20 protein-coding genes and 1 tRNA gene are annotated in these 18,985 nt (G+C 66.6%); 14 read left to right on the top strand and 7 right to left on the bottom strand.

Features of this window, described 5'->3' with window-relative positions:
- The first annotated feature begins 42 nt into the window (after nt 1-42).
- The 8 genes from prfB to ACLIJ1_RS11570 all read left to right on the top strand — a co-directional run bounded on the left by prfB (nt 43) and on the right by ACLIJ1_RS11570 (nt 7,359).
- A protein-coding gene (gene prfB / locus ACLIJ1_RS11605) for a peptide chain release factor 2 (RefSeq protein WP_411365665.1) occupies nt 43-1,147 on the top strand; the annotation gives its coding sequence in 2 pieces (ribosomal slippage) (nt 43-123 and nt 125-1,147; 1,104 coding nt in all).
- Nucleotides 1,147-1,812 (top strand): HAD family hydrolase, encoded by a 666-nt coding sequence (locus ACLIJ1_RS11600; protein WP_411365664.1) that lies wholly within the window; start codon nt 1,147-1,149, stop codon nt 1,810-1,812. Before prfB ends, ACLIJ1_RS11600 begins: the two co-directional genes overlap by 1 nt.
- On the top strand, nt 1,796-4,522 hold the full coding sequence (gene pepN / locus ACLIJ1_RS11595; protein ID WP_411365663.1) for an aminopeptidase N: 2,727 nt from the start codon (nt 1,796-1,798) through the stop codon (nt 4,520-4,522). Before ACLIJ1_RS11600 ends, pepN begins: the two co-directional genes overlap by 17 nt.
- 114 nt (nt 4,523-4,636) lie before the next feature.
- Nucleotides 4,637-5,653: a class 1 fructose-bisphosphatase gene (locus tag ACLIJ1_RS11590; RefSeq protein ID WP_411365662.1), complete on the top strand. Its 1,017-nt coding sequence runs from the start codon at nt 4,637-4,639 to the stop codon at nt 5,651-5,653.
- A 24-nt stretch (nt 5,654-5,677) separates the two neighbouring features.
- A tRNA-Thr gene (locus ACLIJ1_RS11585) sits at nt 5,678-5,753 on the top strand.
- 52 nt (nt 5,754-5,805) lie between these two features.
- Complete coding sequence (locus ACLIJ1_RS11580) at nt 5,806-6,276, top strand: YeeE/YedE family protein (protein WP_411365661.1); 471 nt, start codon at nt 5,806-5,808, stop codon at nt 6,274-6,276.
- The gene (locus tag ACLIJ1_RS11575) at nt 6,273-6,698 is read left to right on the top strand and encodes a DUF6691 family protein (RefSeq protein ID WP_411365660.1); all 426 of its coding nucleotides are present in this window, start codon (nt 6,273-6,275) and stop codon (nt 6,696-6,698) included. Before ACLIJ1_RS11580 ends, ACLIJ1_RS11575 begins: the two co-directional genes overlap by 4 nt.
- 61 nt (nt 6,699-6,759) lie before the next feature.
- Entirely contained in the window at nt 6,760-7,359 is a 600-nt protein-coding gene (locus tag ACLIJ1_RS11570; protein ID WP_411365659.1) for a thioredoxin fold domain-containing protein, read from the top strand.
- A gap of 4 nt (nt 7,360-7,363) precedes the next feature.
- On the opposite strand, the gene ACLIJ1_RS11565 is transcribed toward ACLIJ1_RS11570, so the two are convergent.
- Nucleotides 7,364-8,899, bottom strand: coding sequence for a methyl-accepting chemotaxis protein (locus ACLIJ1_RS11565; RefSeq protein WP_411365658.1), 1,536 nt, complete (start codon nt 8,897-8,899; stop codon nt 7,364-7,366).
- Between the two features lie 179 nt (nt 8,900-9,078).
- Between ACLIJ1_RS11565 and ACLIJ1_RS11560 the strand changes: the two genes are divergently transcribed.
- Entirely contained in the window at nt 9,079-9,705 is a 627-nt protein-coding gene (locus ACLIJ1_RS11560) for a hypothetical protein (RefSeq protein WP_411365657.1), read from the top strand.
- A 44-nt stretch (nt 9,706-9,749) separates the two neighbouring features.
- Nucleotides 9,750-10,163, top strand: coding sequence for a lactoylglutathione lyase (gene gloA, locus ACLIJ1_RS11555; protein WP_411365656.1), 414 nt, complete (start codon nt 9,750-9,752; stop codon nt 10,161-10,163).
- Between the two features lie 63 nt (nt 10,164-10,226).
- Here the strand turns inward: gloA and ACLIJ1_RS11550 are convergent, their stop codons facing one another.
- Nucleotides 10,227-10,805, bottom strand: coding sequence for an OmpA family protein (locus ACLIJ1_RS11550; RefSeq protein WP_411365655.1), 579 nt, complete (start codon nt 10,803-10,805; stop codon nt 10,227-10,229).
- A 192-nt stretch (nt 10,806-10,997) separates the two neighbouring features.
- Here ACLIJ1_RS11550 and ACLIJ1_RS11545 point away from each other — a divergent pair, with 192 nt between their 5' ends.
- From ACLIJ1_RS11545 to ACLIJ1_RS11530, 4 genes are all read left to right on the top strand, one after another.
- Nucleotides 10,998-11,555, top strand: a complete 558-nt coding sequence (locus ACLIJ1_RS11545) for a gamma-glutamylcyclotransferase (RefSeq protein ID WP_411365654.1) — start codon at nt 10,998-11,000, stop codon at nt 11,553-11,555.
- A gap of 21 nt (nt 11,556-11,576) precedes the next feature.
- Complete coding sequence (gene pdxH, locus ACLIJ1_RS11540) at nt 11,577-12,212, top strand: pyridoxamine 5'-phosphate oxidase (RefSeq protein WP_411365653.1); 636 nt, start codon at nt 11,577-11,579, stop codon at nt 12,210-12,212.
- Nucleotides 12,213-12,351: 139 nt separating this feature from the next.
- Nucleotides 12,352-12,897, top strand: a complete 546-nt coding sequence (locus ACLIJ1_RS11535) for a heme NO-binding domain-containing protein (protein WP_411365652.1) — start codon at nt 12,352-12,354, stop codon at nt 12,895-12,897.
- A 6-nt stretch (nt 12,898-12,903) separates the two neighbouring features.
- On the top strand, nt 12,904-14,238 hold the full coding sequence (locus tag ACLIJ1_RS11530; RefSeq protein WP_411365651.1) for an ATP-binding protein: 1,335 nt from the start codon (nt 12,904-12,906) through the stop codon (nt 14,236-14,238).
- Here ACLIJ1_RS11530 and folK read toward each other — a convergent pair.
- Genes folK through ACLIJ1_RS11505 form a run of 5 tightly spaced genes read right to left on the bottom strand, consistent with a single transcriptional unit; the run spans nt 14,229 to nt 18,917 of the window.
- Nucleotides 14,229-14,720, bottom strand: a complete 492-nt coding sequence (gene folK / locus ACLIJ1_RS11525; protein WP_411365650.1) for a 2-amino-4-hydroxy-6-hydroxymethyldihydropteridine diphosphokinase — start codon at nt 14,718-14,720, stop codon at nt 14,229-14,231. The genes ACLIJ1_RS11530 and folK overlap by 10 nt on opposite strands.
- Before the next feature lie 17 nt (nt 14,721-14,737).
- Nucleotides 14,738-16,426, bottom strand: a complete 1,689-nt coding sequence (gene pcnB, locus ACLIJ1_RS11520; RefSeq protein ID WP_411365649.1) for a polynucleotide adenylyltransferase PcnB — start codon at nt 16,424-16,426, stop codon at nt 14,738-14,740.
- Complete coding sequence (locus ACLIJ1_RS11515; protein ID WP_411365648.1) at nt 16,423-17,091, bottom strand: HAD family hydrolase; 669 nt, start codon at nt 17,089-17,091, stop codon at nt 16,423-16,425. Before ACLIJ1_RS11515 ends, pcnB begins: the two co-directional genes overlap by 4 nt.
- A 6-nt stretch (nt 17,092-17,097) precedes the next feature.
- The gene (gene hda / locus ACLIJ1_RS11510; protein ID WP_411365755.1) at nt 17,098-17,784 is read right to left on the bottom strand and encodes a DnaA regulatory inactivator Hda; all 687 of its coding nucleotides are present in this window, start codon (nt 17,782-17,784) and stop codon (nt 17,098-17,100) included.
- Between the two features lie 17 nt (nt 17,785-17,801).
- Complete coding sequence (locus ACLIJ1_RS11505; RefSeq protein WP_411365647.1) at nt 17,802-18,917, bottom strand: AI-2E family transporter; 1,116 nt, start codon at nt 18,915-18,917, stop codon at nt 17,802-17,804.
- Between the last annotated feature and the right edge of the window lie 68 nt (nt 18,918-18,985).

The raw sequence follows: 18,985 nt of genomic DNA, 5'->3' as shown, positions 1-18,985 counted from the left end.
TTTCGCGGATCTCCGCACCGACTCACCGAACGAGAAAACACCATGGAAGCCGAACGCACCAACGCCATCCGCAATCAACTGGCCGACCTGAGCGCACGCGTGGTCGAGCTCCGGAGGTATCTTTGACTACGATGCCAAGGCATTGAAGCTCTCCGAGGTCTCCAGCGCGCTGGAAGACCCCACCGTCTGGGACAACCCCAAGCGCGCCCAGGAACTGGGCAAGGAAAAGAAATCGCTCGAAGACGTCGTGCTGGTGCTCGACCGCCTCTCCAGCGAACTGGCCGACAACAGCGAGCTGTTCGAGATGTCGGAGGCCGAGGGCGATGACGCCGGCCTGATCACCATCGAGGGCGAAGCCGCCAAGGTCGCCGCCGAAGTCGAGAAGCTCGAGTTCCGCCGGATGTTCAACAACCCGGCCGACCCGCTGAACTGCTTTGTCGACATCCAGGCCGGCGCAGGCGGCACCGAGGCCTGCGACTGGGCCAGCATGCTGCTGCGCCAGTACCTCAAGTACGCCGAGCGCAAGGGCTTCAAGACCACGGTCGAAGACGAAACCCCTGGCGATACCGCCGGCATCAAGAGCGCCACCATCAAGGTCGAAGGCGAGTACGCGTTCGGTCTGCTGCGCACCGAGACCGGCGTGCACCGACTGGTGCGCAAGAGCCCGTTCGACAGCTCGGGCGGTCGCCACACCTCGTTCGCCTCACTGTTCGTCTACCCCGAGATCGACGACTCGATCGAGATCGACATCAACCCGGCCGATGTGCGCACCGACACCTTCCGTGCCTCGGGCGCCGGCGGCCAGCACATCAACAAGACCGACTCGGCCGTGCGCCTGACGCACATCCCGACCGGCATCGTGGTGCAGTGCCAGGACGGTCGCTCGCAGCACAGCAACCGCGATGTCGCGTGGAAGCGCCTGCGCTCGCGCCTGTACGACCATGAACTGCGCAAGCGCCAGGAAGAGCAGCAGAAGCTGGAAGACACCAAGACTGACGTGGGCTGGGGTCATCAGATCCGCAGCTACGTGCTGGACAACAGCCGCATCAAGGACCTGCGCACCAACGTGGAAATTTCAGCGACGCAGAAGGTGCTCGACGGCGATCTCGATCCGTTCATCGAAGCCTCGCTCAAGCAGGGCGTCTGATGGTCAAGGCCCTGATCTTCGACATGGATGGCACCATGATCGATTCGATGCCCTGGCACCAGAAGAGCTGGGTCGCGTTTTGCGAGCGCCAGGGCCTGGACATCGACGTGCCCGATCTCATGCGGCGCACCACCGGCCGAACCGGCATCGAGTGCATGGTCGAGCTGTTCGGCGACATTTCGCGCGAACAGGCCCAGGCCCATGTCGACGAGAAGGAAGCCATCTACCGCGAGCTGTTCGCACCTGTGTTCAGCGAGATCGCCGGCTTCAAGGCCTTCCTGGGCCATGCGCAGTCGCGCGGCCTGTCGGTCGGTGTCGGCACCGCCGGCGACCGGCACAACCAGGCCTTCGCCTACCAGCGTCTCTCGCTGGGGCAGACGCTGCACACCGTCGGCGGCGACGAAGGTTTGCCAGGCAAGCCCGAGCCGGCCATCTTCCTGGAGGTGGCGCGCCGGCTGGACGTCGCGCCCGAACACTGCATCGTCTTCGAAGATGCGCCGCTGGGCATCGAAGCCGCGCGCCGCGCCGGCATGCGCGCGGTCGCGATCTGCAGTTCACACACGTCCGACGAACTGGGCGGACCGCATGTGCTGGCCCGCGTTCCCGACTACCACGCCCTGATCACATCCCGTTTCCTGGAGACCGTTCATGCCACAACTGCGTGAGGGCGATGCCCCCGCGATGGTGATCCGTCGCGAAGACTACACACCGCCGCCGTTCTGGATCGACCGCATCGAACTCACGTTCGATCTGGACCCGGCCAAGACCCGCGTGCTCAACAAGATGAGCCTGCGCCGCAACACCGAGGTGCCGGCCCAGCCGCTGCGCCTGCACGGTGAAGACCTGAACCTGGCGCGCGTCATGTTCAATGGCGGCGGCTGCTCGTTCAAGATGGACGGGCAGATCCTGGTGATGGAAAACCTGCCCGAAGGCCCGGAGCCTTTCGAGCTGGAAATCTTCACCACCTGTTCGCCCGAGAAGAACACCCAGCTTTCGGGCCTGTACCTGAGCCAGGGCGACTTCTTCACGCAGTGCGAGGCCGAGGGATTCCGGCGTATCACCTACTTCCTGGACCGTCCGGACGTGATGGCCAGCTACACGGTGCTGCTGCGGGCCGACAAGGACAAGTACCCGGTGCTGCTGTCCAACGGCAACCTCGTCGAGCAAGGCGCACTGGCCGACAACCGCCACTTCGCCAAATGGGTCGACCCGCACCGCAAGCCGTCCTACCTGTTCGCCCTCGTGGCGGGCCGACTGGTCGCGCGCGAGCAGCGCATCGTCACCCGCGCCGGCAAGGAGCATTTGCTGCAGGTCTACGTGCGCCCCGGCGACATGGACAAGACCGAACACGCGATGAACTCGCTGATCTCCAGCGTGATCTGGGACGAGGCCCGCTTCGGCCTGGCGCTGGATCTGGAGCGCTACATGATCGTCGCCACCAGCGACTTCAACATGGGCGCGATGGAGAACAAGGGCCTGAACATCTTCAACACGAAGTACGTCCTGGGCAGCAGCGCGACCGCGACCGACACCGACTTCGCCAACATCGAATCGGTGGTGGCGCACGAGTACTTCCACAACTGGACCGGCAACCGCATCACCTGCCGCGACTGGTTCCAGCTCTCGCTCAAGGAAGGCCTGACCGTCTTCCGCGACCAGGAGTTCAGCATGGACCTGTGCGCCGACGCCTCGGCGCGCGCGGTCAAGCGCATCGAGGACGTGCGCGTGCTGCGCACCATGCAGTTCCCCGAAGACGCCGGACCGATGGCGCACCCGGTGCGGCCAGACCAGTACGTCGAGATCAACAACTTCTACACCGTCACGGTCTACGAAAAAGGCGCCGAGGTCGTGCGCATGATGCAGACCCTGGTCGGCAACGACCAGTCCGATCCCTCGGGGCGCCACGGCTTCCGCCAGGGCATGGACCTGTATTTCCAGCGCCACGACGGCCACGCCGTCACCTGCGACGACTTCGCCCAGGCCATCGCCGACGCCAACCCCGACAGCGAACTCGCCCGCCAGCTGACCCCGTTCAAGCGCTGGTACAGCCAGTCTGGCACGCCGCGCGTCCGCGTCAGCGGCCAGTACAACGCGGCCGAACGCCGCTTTGCGCTCACCCTGAGCCAGTCCTGCCCTGCCACGCCGGGCCAGAGCGAGAAGCAGCCCTATGTGATTCCGGTGGCGGTCGGCCTGGTCGATGCCAGCGGCCAGGACCTGCCGCTGCGCCTGCAGGGCGAGGCTGCCGCTGCCGGCACGACACGCCTGCTGGTGCTCTCCGAAGCCAGCCAGACCTTCGTGTTCGATGACATCGACGCCGAGCCGGTGCCGTCGGTGCTGCGGGGCTTCTCGGCCCCGGTCGTGCTCGACAGCGGCCTGACCGACACCCAGCTGCTCCATCTGCTGGCCCACGACGGCGACGCCTTCAACCGCTGGGAAGCCAGCCAGCAGCTGGCCCTGCGCCTGGCGGTGCAGGCAGTTCGTGCCGATGGGCCGGTGAGCCCGGCACCACTGGATACGGCCTTCGTTGAAGCCATGCGCGCGGTGCTGCGCCACCCGACGCTGGACGCTGCGCTCAAGGAACTGGTGCTCACGCTGCCGTCCGAAACCTACATCGCCGAGCAGCTCGACGAAGTTGACCCGCAGCGAATCCACGCGGTGCGCGAGACGATGCGCGAGCAGCTGGCCGAAGCGCTGCAGCCCGACTGGGTCTGGGCCTTCGAGCAGCACAAGGACAACGGCGCCTACCGCCCCGATCCGCTGAGCAGCGGCCGCCGTGCGCTGGCCGGCCTGTCGCTGACCATGCTGTGCCTGGCTGCCCGCGAAAGCGGCGACACCGTCTGGCCAGGCAAGGCCTACCAGCGCTTCAAGGACGCCGGCAACATGACCGACCGCTTCAACGCGCTGTCGGCCCTGGTGGTCAGCGGTCAGCCGCTGGCGCAAGAGGCGCTGGCGCGGTTCCATGCCCTGTTCAAGAACGAGGCCCTGGTGATCGACAAGTGGTTCGCACTGCAAGCCGGCGCGCCCGACCGCGGCGGCAACGTGTTGCCCGCCGTGCGCCAGCTGATGAACCACCCGGACTTCAACCTGAAGAACCCCAACCGCGCCCGCAGCGTGATCTTCAGCTTCTGCTCCGCCAACCCTGCAGGCTTTCACCGCAACGACGCCGCCGGCTATGTGTTCTGGAGCGAGCGCGTGCTCGAGCTCGACGCCATCAATCCGCAGGTCGCCGCCCGCCTGGCGCGCGCACTGGACCGCTGGAAGAAGCTGGCCGAACCCTTCCGCAGCGCCGCCCGCGAAGCCATTGCCCGCGTCGCCGCCAAGTCCGATCTCAGCCCCGACACGCGCGAGGTCGTCACCCGCGCGCTGGCGGAATGACAGCCCCACGCTCCGCCGCTTCGCGGGTCGCTGCCCCCGAGGGGCTGGCCCTGCTTGGGGCGGCCCTGCGCTGCGGCCTTTGACCCACTTTCTAGAGTATTTCCTGGAGGAACCATGAAACGCATCTCCCTCACCCGCTACCTTGTCGAGCAGCAACGCGTCGACGGCCACATCCCCGGCGACCTGCGTCTGCTGCTGGAAGTGGTCGCGCGCGCCTGCAAGCGCATCAGCCAGGCCGTCAACAAGGGCGACCTGGGCGAGGTGATGGGCACGGCCGAGACCGAGAACGTGCAGGGCGAAGTGCAGAAGAAGCTGGACATCATCGCCAACGAGGTGCTGATCGAAGCCAACGAATGGGGTGGCCACCTGGCAGCGATGGCGTCCGAGGAAATGGACAGCATCTACGTGGTGCCCAACCGCTATCCGCAAGGCGAATACCTGCTGATGTTCGACCCGCTCGATGGCTCCTCCAACATCGACGTCAACGTCTCGATCGGCACCATCTTCAGCGTGCTCAAGAAGGCCGAAGGCAGCCCCGGCGTCAGCGAGCAGGATTTCATGCAGCCCGGCAGCCAGCAGGTCGCGGCCGGCTACTGCGTCTACGGTCCGCAGACCACGATGGTGCTGACCGTGGGCGATGGCGTGGCGATGTTCACGCTGGACCGCGAACAGGGTTCCTTCGTGCTGACCAAGGAAAACGTCACGATCCCCGCCGACACCAAGGAATTCGCAATCAACATGAGCAACATGCGTCACTGGGCTCCCCCGGTCACGCGCTATGTCGACGAATGCCTGGCCGGCAAGGAAGGCCCGCGCGGCAAGGACTTCAACATGCGCTGGGTGGCCTCGATGGTGGCCGACGTGCACCGCATCCTGACCCGTGGCGGCGTGTTCATGTACCCCTGGGACAAGCGCGATCCGGACAAGCCGGGCAAGCTGCGCCTGATGTACGAGGCCAATCCGATGAGCTGGCTGGTCGAACAGGCCGGCGGCGCCGCCACCAATGGTCACAGCCGTATCCTGGAGATCACCCCGACCAAGCTGCACGAGCGGGTCAGTGTGATCCTGGGCTCGAAGAACGAAGTCGAGCGCATCACCGCCTATCACCGCGAGGCCGAAACCGCGCAGTGAGTTTTTGCTAGAATGTCGGGCTTCGCCGGTGTAGCTCAGTTGGTAGAGCAGCTCATTCGTAATGAGAAGGTCGGGGGTTCGACTCCTCTCTCCGGCACCAAATCAAAAGCCCTGGTTCGCAAGAGCCAGGGCTTTTTTCTTGCTTCTGTCCCATGGATGTCCTCTCTTCACTCTTCCCCCTGGGCTGGGGCCACTACCTGGCCGGCGGACTGCTGATCGGCGCGGGTGTGGCCCTGCTGTTTGTCTGCACCGGGCTGGTGGGCGGCATGAGCACGGTGTTTTCTTCCACCTGGTCGTTTGTCGTGCAGCGCCCCTTCTTCCAGCAGGATCGGTTCACCGGGTCGCGCGCCTGGCGTCTGGTCTATGCGGCGGGGCTGATCCTGGGCGCTCTGCTCTGGTGGTACTTCTTTTCCGACCACAGCCAGGGTTCGACGCGTATACCGGCCTGGCAGTTGCTCGTTGGCGGGCTGCTGGTGGGCTACGGCGCCCGGCTGGGCAACGGCTGCACGTCCGGACACGGCATCTGCGGCCTGGGCTCGCTGCAATTGCCTTCGCTGGGTGCGGTGCTGACCTTCATGGCCACCGCCTTCCTGGTCGCCAACCTGTTCGGGCGGTTCGCATGAGCGCCTTCACGATGACTCCGTCCAAGGCGCTGGCCGTGCTCGCCAGCGGCGCACTGTTCGGCTTCGGCTTGTCGCTGGCGACGATGATCCGGCCGGAGGTGGTGCTGAGCTTCCTGCGCTTCCAGGACATGGGCCTGATGCTGGTCATGGGCGGCGCGGTGGTGGTCACCCTGCTGGCCTACCGCTTCGGCCCGAAGCTGCTGCGCCAGCCGCTGCTGGGCGGGTATTTCCACCAGCATGTCAGCGTCTGGAACCGCGACACCTTCCTCGGTGCCGCCCTGTTCGGCGCGGGCTGGGGCCTGTGCGGCGTCTGCCCAGGGCCTGCCATCGCGGGACTGGGCACCGGCAACTGGGACCTGCTTTGGGCGCTGGCTGGCATTCTCGCCGGTGCCCTGCTGCAAGGCTGGCGTGCTCGCGTCTGAGGCCCGGCACCTGAACTTTTTGCCACCGCGGCGAACTCACACACGTACTCAAGGAAAACCCATGCTCAACCGACGCTTCGCGCTCGCCCTGCTCGCCACCCCCGCCGTCTGGCTGGCCGCCTGCTCCCAGGAAACTTCCGGCACCAAGACCGCTCCCGCAGCCGCCGACGAGCACATCGACACCGCCAAGGCCTTTGACGTACTGGCCGCCGAAGCCAAGGGATTCACGGCCGGCGCGATGATGAGCGCGCACACGGTCTACGTGCTGTTCGATCCGCAATGCCCGCATTGCAGCCATCTGTGGGAAGCCGCACAGCCGCTGCTGACCAAGGTCAAGTTCGTCTGGGCGCCGGTGGCGATCATCGGGCCCAAGAGCCTGCCGCAAGGCGCGGCCCTGTTGCAATCGGCCCAACCGGTCGAAGCGATGACGGCGCACGAAAAGGCCCTTCTGGCCGGCGCGGGCGGTATGTCCGCCTCCGCCAGCATCCCAGCCGAGATCGAGGCCGCAATCAAGGCCAACACGCGACTGCTGGACCGGCTGGGCGCCGATTCCGTGCCTTATGTCGTGACCAAAAATGCGACCACCGGACAGGTCGTCGCGCGCGCTGGCGCGATGGAAACGGCGGCGCTGGCCGCCTTCGCCGGCCTGCCGGCGAACTGAGCGCTCAGGCCGTCAGGCGAAAGACCGAGACCGCCTGCACCAGCCGGTCGGCCTGCTGCTTGAGGCTGTCGGCCGCGGCGGCGCTCTCTTCCACCAGTGCGGCGTTCTGCTGGGTGGCCTGGTCGATCTGGACCACGGCCTGCCCGACCTGCGCTACCCCGGTGCTCTGTTCACCAGAGGCCAGGGAAATCTCCCCGACCACCTCGGTCACACGCCGGATCGACGCCACGATTTCCTGCATGGTGTGACCGGCATGGTCGGCCAGCGTCGCGCCCTGCGTCGCCGCGTCCACGCTGGTGCCGATCAGTCCCTTGATTTCGCGGGAAGCCTCGGCGCTGCGCTGTGCCAGGCTGCGCACCTCGCCCGCCACCACCGCAAAGCCCCGTCCCTGCTCGCCTGCGCGCGCGGCCTCGACCGCCGCGTTGAGCGCCAGGATGTTGGTCTGGAAGGCAATGCTGTCGATCATGCTGCTGATGTCGGCGATCTTCTGGGCCGAATGCTGGATGCCCTGCATGGTCGTGACCACCTGCTCCACCACGTTACCACCGCGGGCCGCCACCTGCGAGGCGCCATCGGCCAGCTGGCTGGCCTGCCGGGCGTTGTTGGCGTTGAGCTGCACGTTGGAACCCAGCTCTTCCATCGACGCGGCCGTCTCCTCCAAAGCAGCGGCCTGCTGCTCCGTGCGGCGGCTCAGGTCCAGGTTGCCCGAAGCAATCTGCGAGCTGGCGGTGGCCACGGCGTCGGCCGATTCGCGCACGCCGCGCACCACACCCGAAAGATGGTTGCGCATTTCTTCCAGAGCACGTTCGAGCCGGCCGATCACATCGACACGGTCGTTCTCGACGCCCGTCCCTGTTGACAGATCGCCACCAGCGATGCGCTGCGCCATCAGGGTGCAGCGGCGCACCGGCCCGTCGATGCTGCGCAGCACCAGCACATACACGAGCACCACCAGCGCCACGGCCGACAGCGCCATCGCGGCCGCGACCTTCATCGACAGCGAATGAACGGCCTCGAACGACACCATCGACGCCTCGGCGAACTTGTTCCCCTCGGCCACGGTCCGGTCGACCCCGGTGCGATGTTCCTGGTAGATCAGCTGCACATCGGGCAGATTGCGCCGCGCCAGCTCGCGGTCGCCGGCGAGCAGCGGCTTGATGATCTTGTCTTCGGCCGCCGTGAGGAAGCGCTGCGCGGCGGCATGCTGCGGCCCCAGCAGGTGCTGCTCCAGCCCGTAGGGCGGATTCGCCTGCCAATGCTTTGCGCGGGCTTCGTACTCACCTTTGAGGCGCTGGAACTGGCGCTGGGCCTCTTCGGCCTGCATCGTGCCCTCGGCGGCCTGCGACAGCACCAGCCGGGTCTCGATCAGGTACATCGGCGGCGGCAGGATGTCGGCCACCACATCCTTGGAAATGAACACCTCGGTGGCGCTCTGGCTCATGCGACCCTGCGACCAGTAACCCTGCAGTGCCACGCCGAGCGCAGCCAGGACGCCAATGGCGCCCAGGATCAGGATGGACAATCGCAACGACTTGAACATGACGGACCTCTCTGAAATTCACCGGCAAGCGGGCGAGCAGAACCTTGCCCGCGCCTTTCTGGCCATTCCCTTATCGTCCGTCTCAGACTGAGACTTGAATCGGCAAACAGCGCCAGCGCTGCCGCGCAGTTCCGCGCTTACGGAATCACTACACTGGCGGCCCCTCTTGCCCCGATCCCATGGACCTTCTCACCACCACCCTTGTGTTCGCCGCCGTGGGCTTCATGCTGCGGACCGGCGAGCAGCGCCAGCGCATCGCCCTGCTGTCCGGCCAGCTCGGACCGTTCCAGATTGAAAAGCTGATGGAACGGCTGCACGAGGGCTACCAGCGCGCCCTGGCCGAAGGCGATCCCGCCCGTCGGGCCCAGATCTGGCCGCTGCAGGAGTCCACCGAGCGCGAACTGGCGGGGCAGTTCCGGCGCTTTGCCGAATCCTTCGGCAAGACCGAGGCCGTCCACGCGAGGATCAACTTCATCCCCCTTCCCTACGCCCACCGCTGGCTGCCCGGATTCCTGGTGCCCGGTTGCGACGCCCGGGAACTGATGCGGATGCATGCGAGCGGCATCGAACGGACAGTGGCCAACGAAGACCGGCTCTCACCCAGCGACCGGGCCCGCGCCCTGCTGGCCGAGGTGTACCTGATGCAGCACAGCTGCCACTGGTTCTGCCGTTCGCGCAGCCTGGCCACGGCCCGCCTGATGGCGCGGCACAAGACCACGCTCGCGCAGGCGCTGGACACGGTGTCTCCGGCAACCCAGCGGGCCTATGCAGCGCTCACCGGCATGAAGCCCTCGAAGGCCCGATGATGGGCACCTTGCCGATCACATCACCGTCCAACTCCTTCTGATCCATGAGACTTCTTCACACCATGCTGCGCGTGGGCAACCTGCAGCGCTCGATCGATTTCTACACCCAGGTCTTGGGCATGCAGCTGCTGCGAACCTCCGAGAACCCGGAGTACAAGTACTCGCTGGCCTTTCTCGGCTTCGAGGGCGGCAACCCCGGCCAGGCCGAGATCGAGCTGACGTGGAACTGGGGTGTCGAGCAGTACGAGATGGGCACGGCCTACGGCCACATCGCCATCGGGGTGCCAGACGCCTACGCGGCCTGCGACAAGATCAAGGCGGCCGGCGGCAACGTCACCCGGGAAGCCGGCCCGGTCAAGGGCGGCAGCACGGTGATCGCCTTCGTCACCGACCCCGACGGCTACAAGATCGAACTGATCCAGCGCGCCGACGCCCAGACCGGTCAGGGTCTGCGCTGACCCGGCAGGACACAAAAAAAGCCCGCTGAACCAGCGGGCTTTTTTGTCGGGAACCGCGCCAGATTAGGGCGCAATCACCACTTCCACGCGGCGGGCTTCGGCGTTGTTGCCGGTACCGGTCGCGGTTTCGGGCTTCTTCAGCTCGATGCCCGACTCGGCCACGCCAGCACCCTTGAGCGCGTCGCGCACGGCGAAGGCGCGCAACTTGGCGAGTTCGGCGTTCTTGGCCGGGTCACCGGTCGAATCGTGGAAACCGGAGATCACCAGCTTTTTGCCGGCCTTGCCGGCGGCGATGGCGTCGCCCAGCGCTTCCACGGCACCCGGGGCCAGGTCGGACTTGCCGGAAGCGAAGTAGAACTTCACCACGCCGTTTTCGACCACCACGCTGGCGTCGTCCTTGCCTGCGGCAGCGGCGGCCGGAGTGGCAGCAGCGGCGTCGGCGGCGGGAGCAGCAGGGGCCGCAGCATGCGCATCGGCAGCCGGAGCGACCACCGCAGCCGCTGCCGGGGCAGCCTTCTTCGCACCAAACGAACGGGCCTTCTGGATCGCCACACCGACGACCAGACCAACGGCCAGCACCAGCGCCGCAATCAGCACAGCCGCGACGATGCGGCCTTCTTGTTCTTCGTCCTGAGAAGACATGGGTAACACTCCGTGAAGAATAATGGGGGATGGGGAAACCGCCGGCGCCCGGACCCTGCCTCAGAAGACCGGCCGAACACAAACAACCCAGCATTGTAAATGGCCGCATCGCGCGCTCCCCAGTTGCCCCCGGCGCCCCGCTGCCCCGCCCCCACCACCTGGGAGCCGTCCCGGCGCAATGGGGCGCAAATGATGGCCGACACGCTGGCACAGTGGCGCTCGCTGGGGCCACGCGCCGACCTCTGGGTCTTCGGTTACGCCTCGCTGGTCTGGCGCCCCGAGTTCGAAGCCGCCGAGCAGCGCATCGCCCGCGTGCACGGCTTCCACCGCTGCCTGCACATGTACAGCCGCGTCAACCGCGGCACGCCCGAGCGTCCGGGCCTGGTGTTCGCGCTCATGCCGGGCGGCAGCTGCACTGGCATGGCCCTGCGCCTGCCGCACGAAAAGGTCGAGGCCAGCATGCCCGCGCTCTGGGCCCGTGAGATGCCCAACCCGGTCTACGACCCGAAATGGTTGCTGTGCCAGACCGCAAAAGGGCCGGTGCGGGCCCTAGCCTTCACACTGTCGCCTCGAAGCCCCAACCACACCGGCCCCCTGAGCGACGAGCGCTACCGCGAGATCTTCCAGCACGCCCGCGGCCGCTACGGAACCACCCTGGACTACGCCCGCCAGACCCTTGAAGGGCTGCGCGCGCATGGCATCGAAGACCGTGCACTGGCCCGCATCCTGAAACTGGCCGACGACCTCTGACCCGGCTCCTATACTGACCCCATGAACATCGCCGACCTGCGCAAGAGCTACGAGAAGGCCGAGCTGAGCGAGTCCGCCTCGCACGCCGACCCGCTGAAACAGTTCGACCAGTGGCTCAACGAAGCCATCCAGGGCGAAGTACCCGAACCCAACGCCATGACCCTCGCCACCGTCGGCGCCGACCTGCGGCCCAGCACCCGCGTGGTGCTGATCAAGGGTTACGACGAGCGCGGCATCGTCTGGTACACGAATTACCACAGCCAGAAGGGGCGCCAGCTGGCGGGCAATCCGTACGCCGCGCTGCAGTTCCACTGGGTCGAGCTCGAACGCGTGGTGCGCATCGAGGGTCTGGTCGAAAAGGTCAGCGACGCAGAGAGCGACGCGTATTTCCACAGCCGCCCGCTGGACAGCCGCATTGGAGCCTGGGCCAGCCCGCAGAGCGAAGTGATCGACAGCCGCACGGTGCTGGTGACCAACGCCGCGAAATACGGTGCGCAGTTCCTGCTGCGCCCGCCCCGCCCGCCGCACTGGGGCGGCTACCGCCTCAAGCCCGACAACTGGCAGTTCTGGCAAGGCCGCAAGAGCCGGCTGCACGACCGGCTGCGCTATACGCTGCAGCCTGGCGGCGACTGGCTGCGGGAACGGCTGGCGCCCTGACCTGTCCGGGCGGCGACAGGGATTGCCCGCCGACAGCGGGATCGCGCTTCAGTTGAACCGGGCTCTGCCGAAATAGGCGGAGATGACTCTCCCCGGATGCCGGGGCGGGCACCCACCGCTTCACCTGCAGGAGTCCGCCATGAAAGGCGTCGTTTTCACAGAGTTCCTCGAGATGGTCGAGGGCCGGTTTTCGGCCGACATGGTCGACGACATCATTGACGATGCCCAACTGCCCCATGGCGGTGTCTACACCTCGGTCGGCACCTATCCCCACAGCGAAATCGTCGCCATGGTGGTGGCGCTGTCGCAGCGTTCGGGGGTGGCGGTGCCGGACCTGGTCCGCACCTTCGGACAGCACCTGTTCGGCCGCTTCGTGCAGGCCTACCCGAGCTTCTTCACTGGCGTGACCGATGCCTTCCAGTTTCTCTCGGGCATCGAAGACATCATCCACGCCGAAGTGCTCAAGCTCTACCCCGATGCCGAGCTGCCGCGCTTCATCGTGGAACACCAGGATGCCCGGACGCTGGTGCTGCTCTACCAGTCGCCGCGCCACTTCGAGGATCTGGCCGAAGGACTGATGCACGGCTGCGTGGCGCACTTTGGTGAGGTGATTCGCATCGAGCGCGAGGCATCCACCACCGCGGGCGCGACCGGACAACGCTTCACGCTCACCCGCCAGGCCTGAACCACCATGCAAGACGACGAAGCCCGGCACGCCCGACGGCTGGAACGTGAGCGCGCGGCCCGCAAAGAGGCCGAGCGCCTGCTGGAAGAAAAGAGCCTGGAGCTGTTCCACGCCAACCAGTCGCTGCAGTCCCTCGCCGACGATCTGGAGCGGCAGGTTGCCGAGCGCACCGCGCAACTGCAGCTGGCCCTGCAACGTGCAGAAGCATCGACCCGGGCCAAGAGCGAATTCCTGGCCATGATGAGCCACGAAATCCGCACGCCCATGAACGGCATCCTGGGCATGGCTCAGCTGCTGGAACTCACGGTGATGAGTGACGAGCAGCGCAGCTACGTCAACACCATCCGCGGCAGCGGGGATGCGCTGCTGGTGCTGATCGACGACATCCTGGACTTCTCCAAGATCGAGGCGGGCAAGCTGGTGCTGGAGGCTCAGGACTTTGCCCTCGAACGGGCGCTGGTCAGCACGATGGACCTGTACCGGCCGCTGGCCGACCGCAAGGGGCTGACCCTCAAGCTGCAGCTTTCCTCGGACCTTCCTGTCCATGTGCGTGGCGACCGCACACGGCTGCGGCAGATCCTCTCCAATCTCATCGGCAACGCCATCAAGTTCACCCAGCAGGGACATGTGCGGGTGAACGTCCGGGTCGGCGAATGGCTGAACCATGGGCTGATGCTCGACGTCGCGGTGCACGACAGCGGCATCGGCATCCCTGCCAACCGCCAGGACCGGCTGTTCCAGGCGTTCTCGCAGGTGGATACCTCCACCACGCGCGAATACGGCGGCACCGGTCTGGGCCTGGTGATCTGCGCGCGCCTGTGTCAGGCCATGGGCGGGAGCATCCGCGTGACCAGCCAGCCCGGCGCTGGCTCCACCTTCCGCTTCTCGGTCCATCTGACCTCCGCCGAACGCAGCCAGGAGACGGTCCCCGCTGCGCTGTCGCCCATTCCGTCCAGGGCCGTGGATCGCAGGATGCCCAAGGTGCTGGTGGTCGACGACGATCTGGTCAATCGCACGCTGGCGCTTGCCATGCTGGGCAAGCTGGGCATGGTCGCCGAGGCCGTGTCCAACGGCGAGGATGCGGTCAGCCGCGTCACCGAAGGCGGCGTGGACATCGTGCTGATGGACATGCAGATGCCCGGTATGGACGGCGCCCAGGCCACCGAGTTCATCCGCGGCCTGGAGCTGCCACAGCAGCCCACCATCGTCGCACTCACTGCCAATGCGTTCGAAAGCGACCGGGTGCGCTGCATGGCCGCGGGCATGGACGACTTTCTTCCCAAACCGGTGCGCATGCAGGCACTGCGCGAAAAGCTGGCCGGCCTGATGCCTCAGGTCTGAGCGGGCGACGAGTCATCCGAGCGCGCAATGCCCTGTTCCTGCACTGCCGCCAGGTCGGCCTCGGACACCAGCGCCGGCGCGATCTCGGCGAGCGGCACGAGCACAAAGGCCCTTGACCACATCCGGGGATGCGGCACGGTCAGCGCCCGGGAGTCGATGCTGGCGCCGCCGTAGAGCAGCAGGTCCAGGTCCAGCGTGCGCGGGGCGTTGTGGTACGGGCGTTCGCGGCCAAAGTCCTGCTCGATGTCCTGCAGGGCCGACAGCAGGTCGGGCGCTGTCAGCGTGGTGGCGACTTCAGCCACCGCATTGATGTAGTCCGGGCCGCTGGACTCGATAGGCGCGGTGCGGTAAAGGCTGGACGCCTTGACCACCCGCACCCCGGGCAGGTCGGCCAGCACGGTGATCGCCTCGCGCAGGGTCTGCACGGCATCGCCAAGGTTGGCGCCGAGGGCCACCCATGCAGTGACTTCGGCCCTGTCCACGGTCTGCCGGCTGGCGATCACTCGCCCGAAGACGGCGCTTCGCCCTCGGCGCGACCCGCACCGCCACCGGGCTTGCGGCGGCGGCGGCGGCGCTTCCTGGCCGGCGCGATGCCGTCAGGCGGGATGCCCTGTGCCGGCTGGTCGGACTGTTCGTGATCGTCGTCGTGGTCCTGATCGTCATCGCCACGGTCGTCCGCATCGGCGACCGGGCGGAAACGCGGATCTTCTTCGGGCGAGTCGGCGGCCGATGTCGATGCCGCCGGATGGTCGGGATCTCCCTTTCTGACGCGTCGCACCTTGCCGCCACCACTGCCCTTGGGCTGACCGGCCCGGCGCTGTGCATCGATCATGTCCTGGCGGTGGTCGTCGTCGGCGGTGCTGAAGGTTTCCCACCAGTGCGCCAGCTCTTCGTCGACCTCGCCGGTCTGTGCACGCAGGCGCAGGAAATCGAAGCCAGCGCGGAAGCGCGGCTGCTCGGCCAGGCTGAACGGGCCGCTGCCCACGCGTTTGTCGAAACGCGGCTGCATCAGCCAGATCTCGCGCATGTCGGTGCCCAGCTTGCCGCGGCCCGACACGTCGCCGATGCGGGCGTCGAACACCTCGTCGACCGCGTCCTGCAAGGCCGCGAACGGCGTCGGCGGACGCTGGTTGCCGCGCGGCTGCAGGCGGCGGCTCCAGCCCTGGCGCACGTCGGCCCAGAGCACGCAGGCCAGCAGGAAGCTCGGTGCCACCGGCTTGCCCTCGCCGACGCGGCGGTCGGTGTCCTGCAGCGCGAGCTTGACGAAGTCGTCGTCGGCGCGCTGCACCACCAGGTCGAGCAGCGGATAGATGCCCTTGGCCAGGCCGTTGGCCTTGAGCGCCTCGACGCTGGCCAGCGCATGCCCGGTCTGCAGCAGCTTGAGCATCTCGTCGAACAGGCGACTCTGCGGCACATCCTGCAGCAGGGTGAGCGAGGACACCAGCGGCTCGCGCGTCTTGGCGTCGAACTTGAACCCGAGTGCGTTGAGCTTGGCGGCGAAACGCACGGCGCGGATGATGCGCACCGGGTCTTCGCGGTAGCGCGTGGGTGCATCGCCAATCATCCGCAGAGTGAGCTTCTTGGCATCGCGGATGCCGTGGTGGAAGTCGACCACCACCTGCGACACCGGGTCGTAATACATGGCGTTGATCGAGAAGTCGCGCCGAGCGGCGTCCTGCTCGATCGGGCCCCAGACGTTGTCGCGCAGCACACGCCCGCTGGCGTCCACCGCGTGCTTCATGCTGGAGAGTTCGCCCTTGGAGGTGCGTTCGTTGCCCGAGACCTGTTCGGCATCGGCGCTGTCGAGGTAGGCGCGGAAGGTCGAGACCTCGATCACCTCGTGTTCGCGGCCGCGGCCGTAGACCACGTGCACGATGCGGAAGCGCCGGCCGATGATGAAGGCGCGGCGGAACAGGTTCTTGACCTGCTCGGGCGTGGCGCTCGTCGCCACGTCGAAATCCTTGGGACGCAGGCCCAGCAACAGGTCGCGCACCGCGCCGCCGACGATGTAGGCCTCAAAGCCCGCCTGCTTGAGCGTGTGGACCACGTCAAGCGCGCGCTGGTCGACCAGCTTGGGGTCGATGCCATGGACGGAAGCCGGCACGTCTTCGCGCTTGCCGAACTTGGCCCCTTTGGCGCTCTTGCCGGTGGCTTTGCCCAGCAGCTTGTCGATGAATTTCTTGATCATTCGAATAGGTTCAGGATGCGCCAGCCACGTTCGGTGGCGATGGCGCTGAGGCGGGGGTCCGGATTGGTCGCCACCGGCTCTGTGACTTTCTCCAGCAGCGGGAGATCGTTGATGGAGTCGCTGTAGAAGCTGCTGTGCGTGACATCTGCCCAGGACAGGCCACGCGATGCCAGCCATTGTTCCACACGGGCGACCTTGCCCTCCCGGAACGACGGTGTGCCCCGGATTTCACCGGTCGGGTTGCCCTGCGCGTCGCGCTCGAGCTCGATGGCGATCAGCTCCGGCACGCCAAAGGCCTGGGCGATCGGTCGGGTGACGAATTCGTTGGTGGCGGTGACGATCAGCACCTCGTCACCGGCAACTTGATGCTGGAACACCAGCTGAACGGCAGCGGGTCGCATGGCCGGCAGGATGACTTCGTCCATGAACCGCCGGTGGGCGGCATCGGACTGCGCGACGCCGTGTTCGGCCAGCGGCGCGACCGAGAAGCGGGTGTACTCGTGGATATCCAGCGTGCCGGCCTTGTACTGCTCGTAGAAAGCGTCGTTGGCGCGGGTGTGGCTCTCGGCGTCCCGCCAGCCGATGGTGACGGTGAACTGGCCCCAGGAGTAATCCGAGTCGAGTGGCAGCAGGGTGTGGTCGAGGTCAAAGAGGGCGAGGCGCATTCGGGTCTATTCGTTGTCCAGCATGGACTTGATCAGTGGAATCGTGATGGCGCGCTGGGTGCGCAGGGCGTAGGCGTCGAGCTGGTCCAGCAGCATCATCAGGCTGGACAGGTCGCGCGAGAAGCGGTTGAGCATGAAGTCCATCACCTCGTCGCCAAGGAACACACCGCGCTCGTCGGCGGCCCGGCGCAACACCGCGCGGCGTTCGGTCTCGCCCAGCGCCTTGAGCTGGAACACATGCCCCCAGCCCAGGCGGGTGCGCAGGTCTTCGCGCAACTGCAGGTCGGCCGGCGGACGGTCGGCTGCCGCCAGCACCCAGCGCGCCGGGCCATGGGCCGGCGTCTGGGCATTGACGAACCAGTTGAAGGCCGCGGCCTGCTGCTCGGCGGTGTAGAGCTGGCAGTCGTCGAGGATGACCACTTCCCAGTCGTCGTCGAATTCGCCGGGGTTCAGGTTCGCCGCGTCGATCCAGCCGACACGGGCGCCGTGTTCCCGCAACGCCTCGCGCACCGCGCGCAGAAGGTGGCTCTTGCCGCTGCCACCCTCGCCCCAGAGGAAGGTGGGCACGGGTGAGCGCATCGGGTTGCCGGTCCACAGCCGCACATGCTCCAGTACCGCCTCGTTGCCCACGGGCACGAAGTTGCCCAGCGTCGGCACCGGCGCCAGGCCAATGTCCAGCGCCATCTGCTTCATGGGCGGTTGACCCTGGTTCATTCCGCAGCGTCCTGCGTGGGCGGCGCGATCGATTGGGCAGGCAGAGGCGCCTGGGGCTGGTAGAGGTCGCTGGCAAGATAGTGTTTCTTGGCGCGCCGGATGCCCACCAGCAGGATCGCGCTGGCCGGCAGCGCGATCAGCACGCCGACAAAGCCGAACAGCTGGCCAAAGGCCATCAACGCAAAAATGACCGAGATCGGGTGCAAGCCGATGCGCTCGCCCAGGAGGCGCGGCGTCACATACATACTCTCGGCGATCTGGCCGACCGTGTACACCGCCGCCACCAGCAACACCCCGGTCAGGCTCTGGAACTGCAGCACCGCCGCCAGAAGCCCCATCACCAGGCCAAGACCGAACCCCAGATACGGCACGAACACGGCCAGCCCGGTGAACACACCGATCGGCAGTGCCAGTTTGAGCCCGACCATCGCCAGCCCCACGGTGTAGAACACCGCCAGCACACCCATCACCAGCAACTGACCCCGCAGGTACTGGCCCAGCACATCGTCGGTTTCGTCCAGGAAGCTCTGCACCGACGGCAGCCAGCGTGGCGGAATCAGGCGCTTCATGCGCTCGACCATGCCCGTCCAGTCCAGCAGCAGGTAATACGCCACGATGGGCGTGAGCACCAGGTTGCCGAACACGGCGCCCAGCGCGCTGCCGCCAATGCGCAGCGAGGACAGCAGACCTTTGAGCAGCTCCTGCTCGTGGCCGGTCACCAGTTCCTTGAGCCAGTCGCGCACCTGCGCCGTGTCGATCTGCAGGTCGATGCCCAGCCGGGCCGCCAGTGGCACCAGCTGCAGGTTGATCTGGTCCAGCAGCGCCGGCACCTGCTCGTTGAGCAACGGCAGCTGCCTGGTGATCACCGGCACGATCAACAGCACCACGGCCAACATCACCAGCATCAGCATCGCGATCGCCACGCCGGCACCCAGCCAGCGCGGAATGTGCCGGTCGTTGAGTTTCTCGACCAGCGGATGCAGTGCATAGGCCAGCACTGCCGCCATCACAAATGGCATCAACACCGGCGACAGCACCGCCAGCGCGGCCCAGATCGCCACGGCAATCGCGGCCCAGGTCAGGGAGCGCAGCTGTGCGGGGGTGAAGGTCATGTACGGGGGAGCCTCGTCGGTGGGCGGGCCTGCAGAGGCAAACCCTTAAAATCAGGGGCAAATTCTAG

Source organism: Hydrogenophaga sp. RWCD_12 (assembly GCF_046604225.1).
Lineage (GTDB): Bacteria > Pseudomonadota > Gammaproteobacteria > Burkholderiales > Burkholderiaceae_C > Hydrogenophaga.
The sequence above is the reverse complement of the archived record's forward strand: the minus strand, read 5'-3'. Positions and strand labels throughout refer to the sequence as shown.

Bases quoted from the DNA above. Each gene is read 5' to 3' on its own strand.
- ACLIJ1_RS11600 (WP_411365664.1), top strand. From the start codon at position 1,147: ATGGTCAAGGCCCTGATCTTCGACATGGATGGCACCATGATCGATTCG.
- pepN (WP_411365663.1), top strand. From the start codon at position 1,796: ATGCCACAACTGCGTGAGGGCGATGCCCCCGCGATGGTGATCCGTCGC.
- ACLIJ1_RS11590 (WP_411365662.1), top strand. From the start codon at position 4,637: ATGAAACGCATCTCCCTCACCCGCTACCTTGTCGAGCAGCAACGCGTC.
- ACLIJ1_RS11580 (WP_411365661.1), top strand. From the start codon at position 5,806: ATGGATGTCCTCTCTTCACTCTTCCCCCTGGGCTGGGGCCACTACCTG.
- ACLIJ1_RS11575 (WP_411365660.1), top strand. From the start codon at position 6,273: ATGAGCGCCTTCACGATGACTCCGTCCAAGGCGCTGGCCGTGCTCGCC.
- ACLIJ1_RS11570 (WP_411365659.1), top strand. From the start codon at position 6,760: ATGCTCAACCGACGCTTCGCGCTCGCCCTGCTCGCCACCCCCGCCGTC.
- ACLIJ1_RS11565 (WP_411365658.1), bottom strand. From the start codon at position 8,899: ATGTTCAAGTCGTTGCGATTGTCCATCCTGATCCTGGGCGCCATTGGC.
- ACLIJ1_RS11560 (WP_411365657.1), top strand. From the start codon at position 9,079: ATGGACCTTCTCACCACCACCCTTGTGTTCGCCGCCGTGGGCTTCATG.
- gloA (WP_411365656.1), top strand. From the start codon at position 9,750: ATGAGACTTCTTCACACCATGCTGCGCGTGGGCAACCTGCAGCGCTCG.
- ACLIJ1_RS11550 (WP_411365655.1), bottom strand. From the start codon at position 10,805: ATGTCTTCTCAGGACGAAGAACAAGAAGGCCGCATCGTCGCGGCTGTG.
- ACLIJ1_RS11545 (WP_411365654.1), top strand. From the start codon at position 10,998: ATGGCCGACACGCTGGCACAGTGGCGCTCGCTGGGGCCACGCGCCGAC.
- pdxH (WP_411365653.1), top strand. From the start codon at position 11,577: ATGAACATCGCCGACCTGCGCAAGAGCTACGAGAAGGCCGAGCTGAGC.
- ACLIJ1_RS11535 (WP_411365652.1), top strand. From the start codon at position 12,352: ATGAAAGGCGTCGTTTTCACAGAGTTCCTCGAGATGGTCGAGGGCCGG.
- ACLIJ1_RS11530 (WP_411365651.1), top strand. From the start codon at position 12,904: ATGCAAGACGACGAAGCCCGGCACGCCCGACGGCTGGAACGTGAGCGC.
- pcnB (WP_411365649.1), bottom strand. From the start codon at position 16,426: ATGATCAAGAAATTCATCGACAAGCTGCTGGGCAAAGCCACCGGCAAG.
- ACLIJ1_RS11515 (WP_411365648.1), bottom strand. From the start codon at position 17,091: ATGCGCCTCGCCCTCTTTGACCTCGACCACACCCTGCTGCCACTCGAC.
- hda (WP_411365755.1), bottom strand. From the start codon at position 17,784: ATGAAGCAGATGGCGCTGGACATTGGCCTGGCGCCGGTGCCGACGCTG.
- ACLIJ1_RS11505 (WP_411365647.1), bottom strand. From the start codon at position 18,917: ATGACCTTCACCCCCGCACAGCTGCGCTCCCTGACCTGGGCCGCGATT.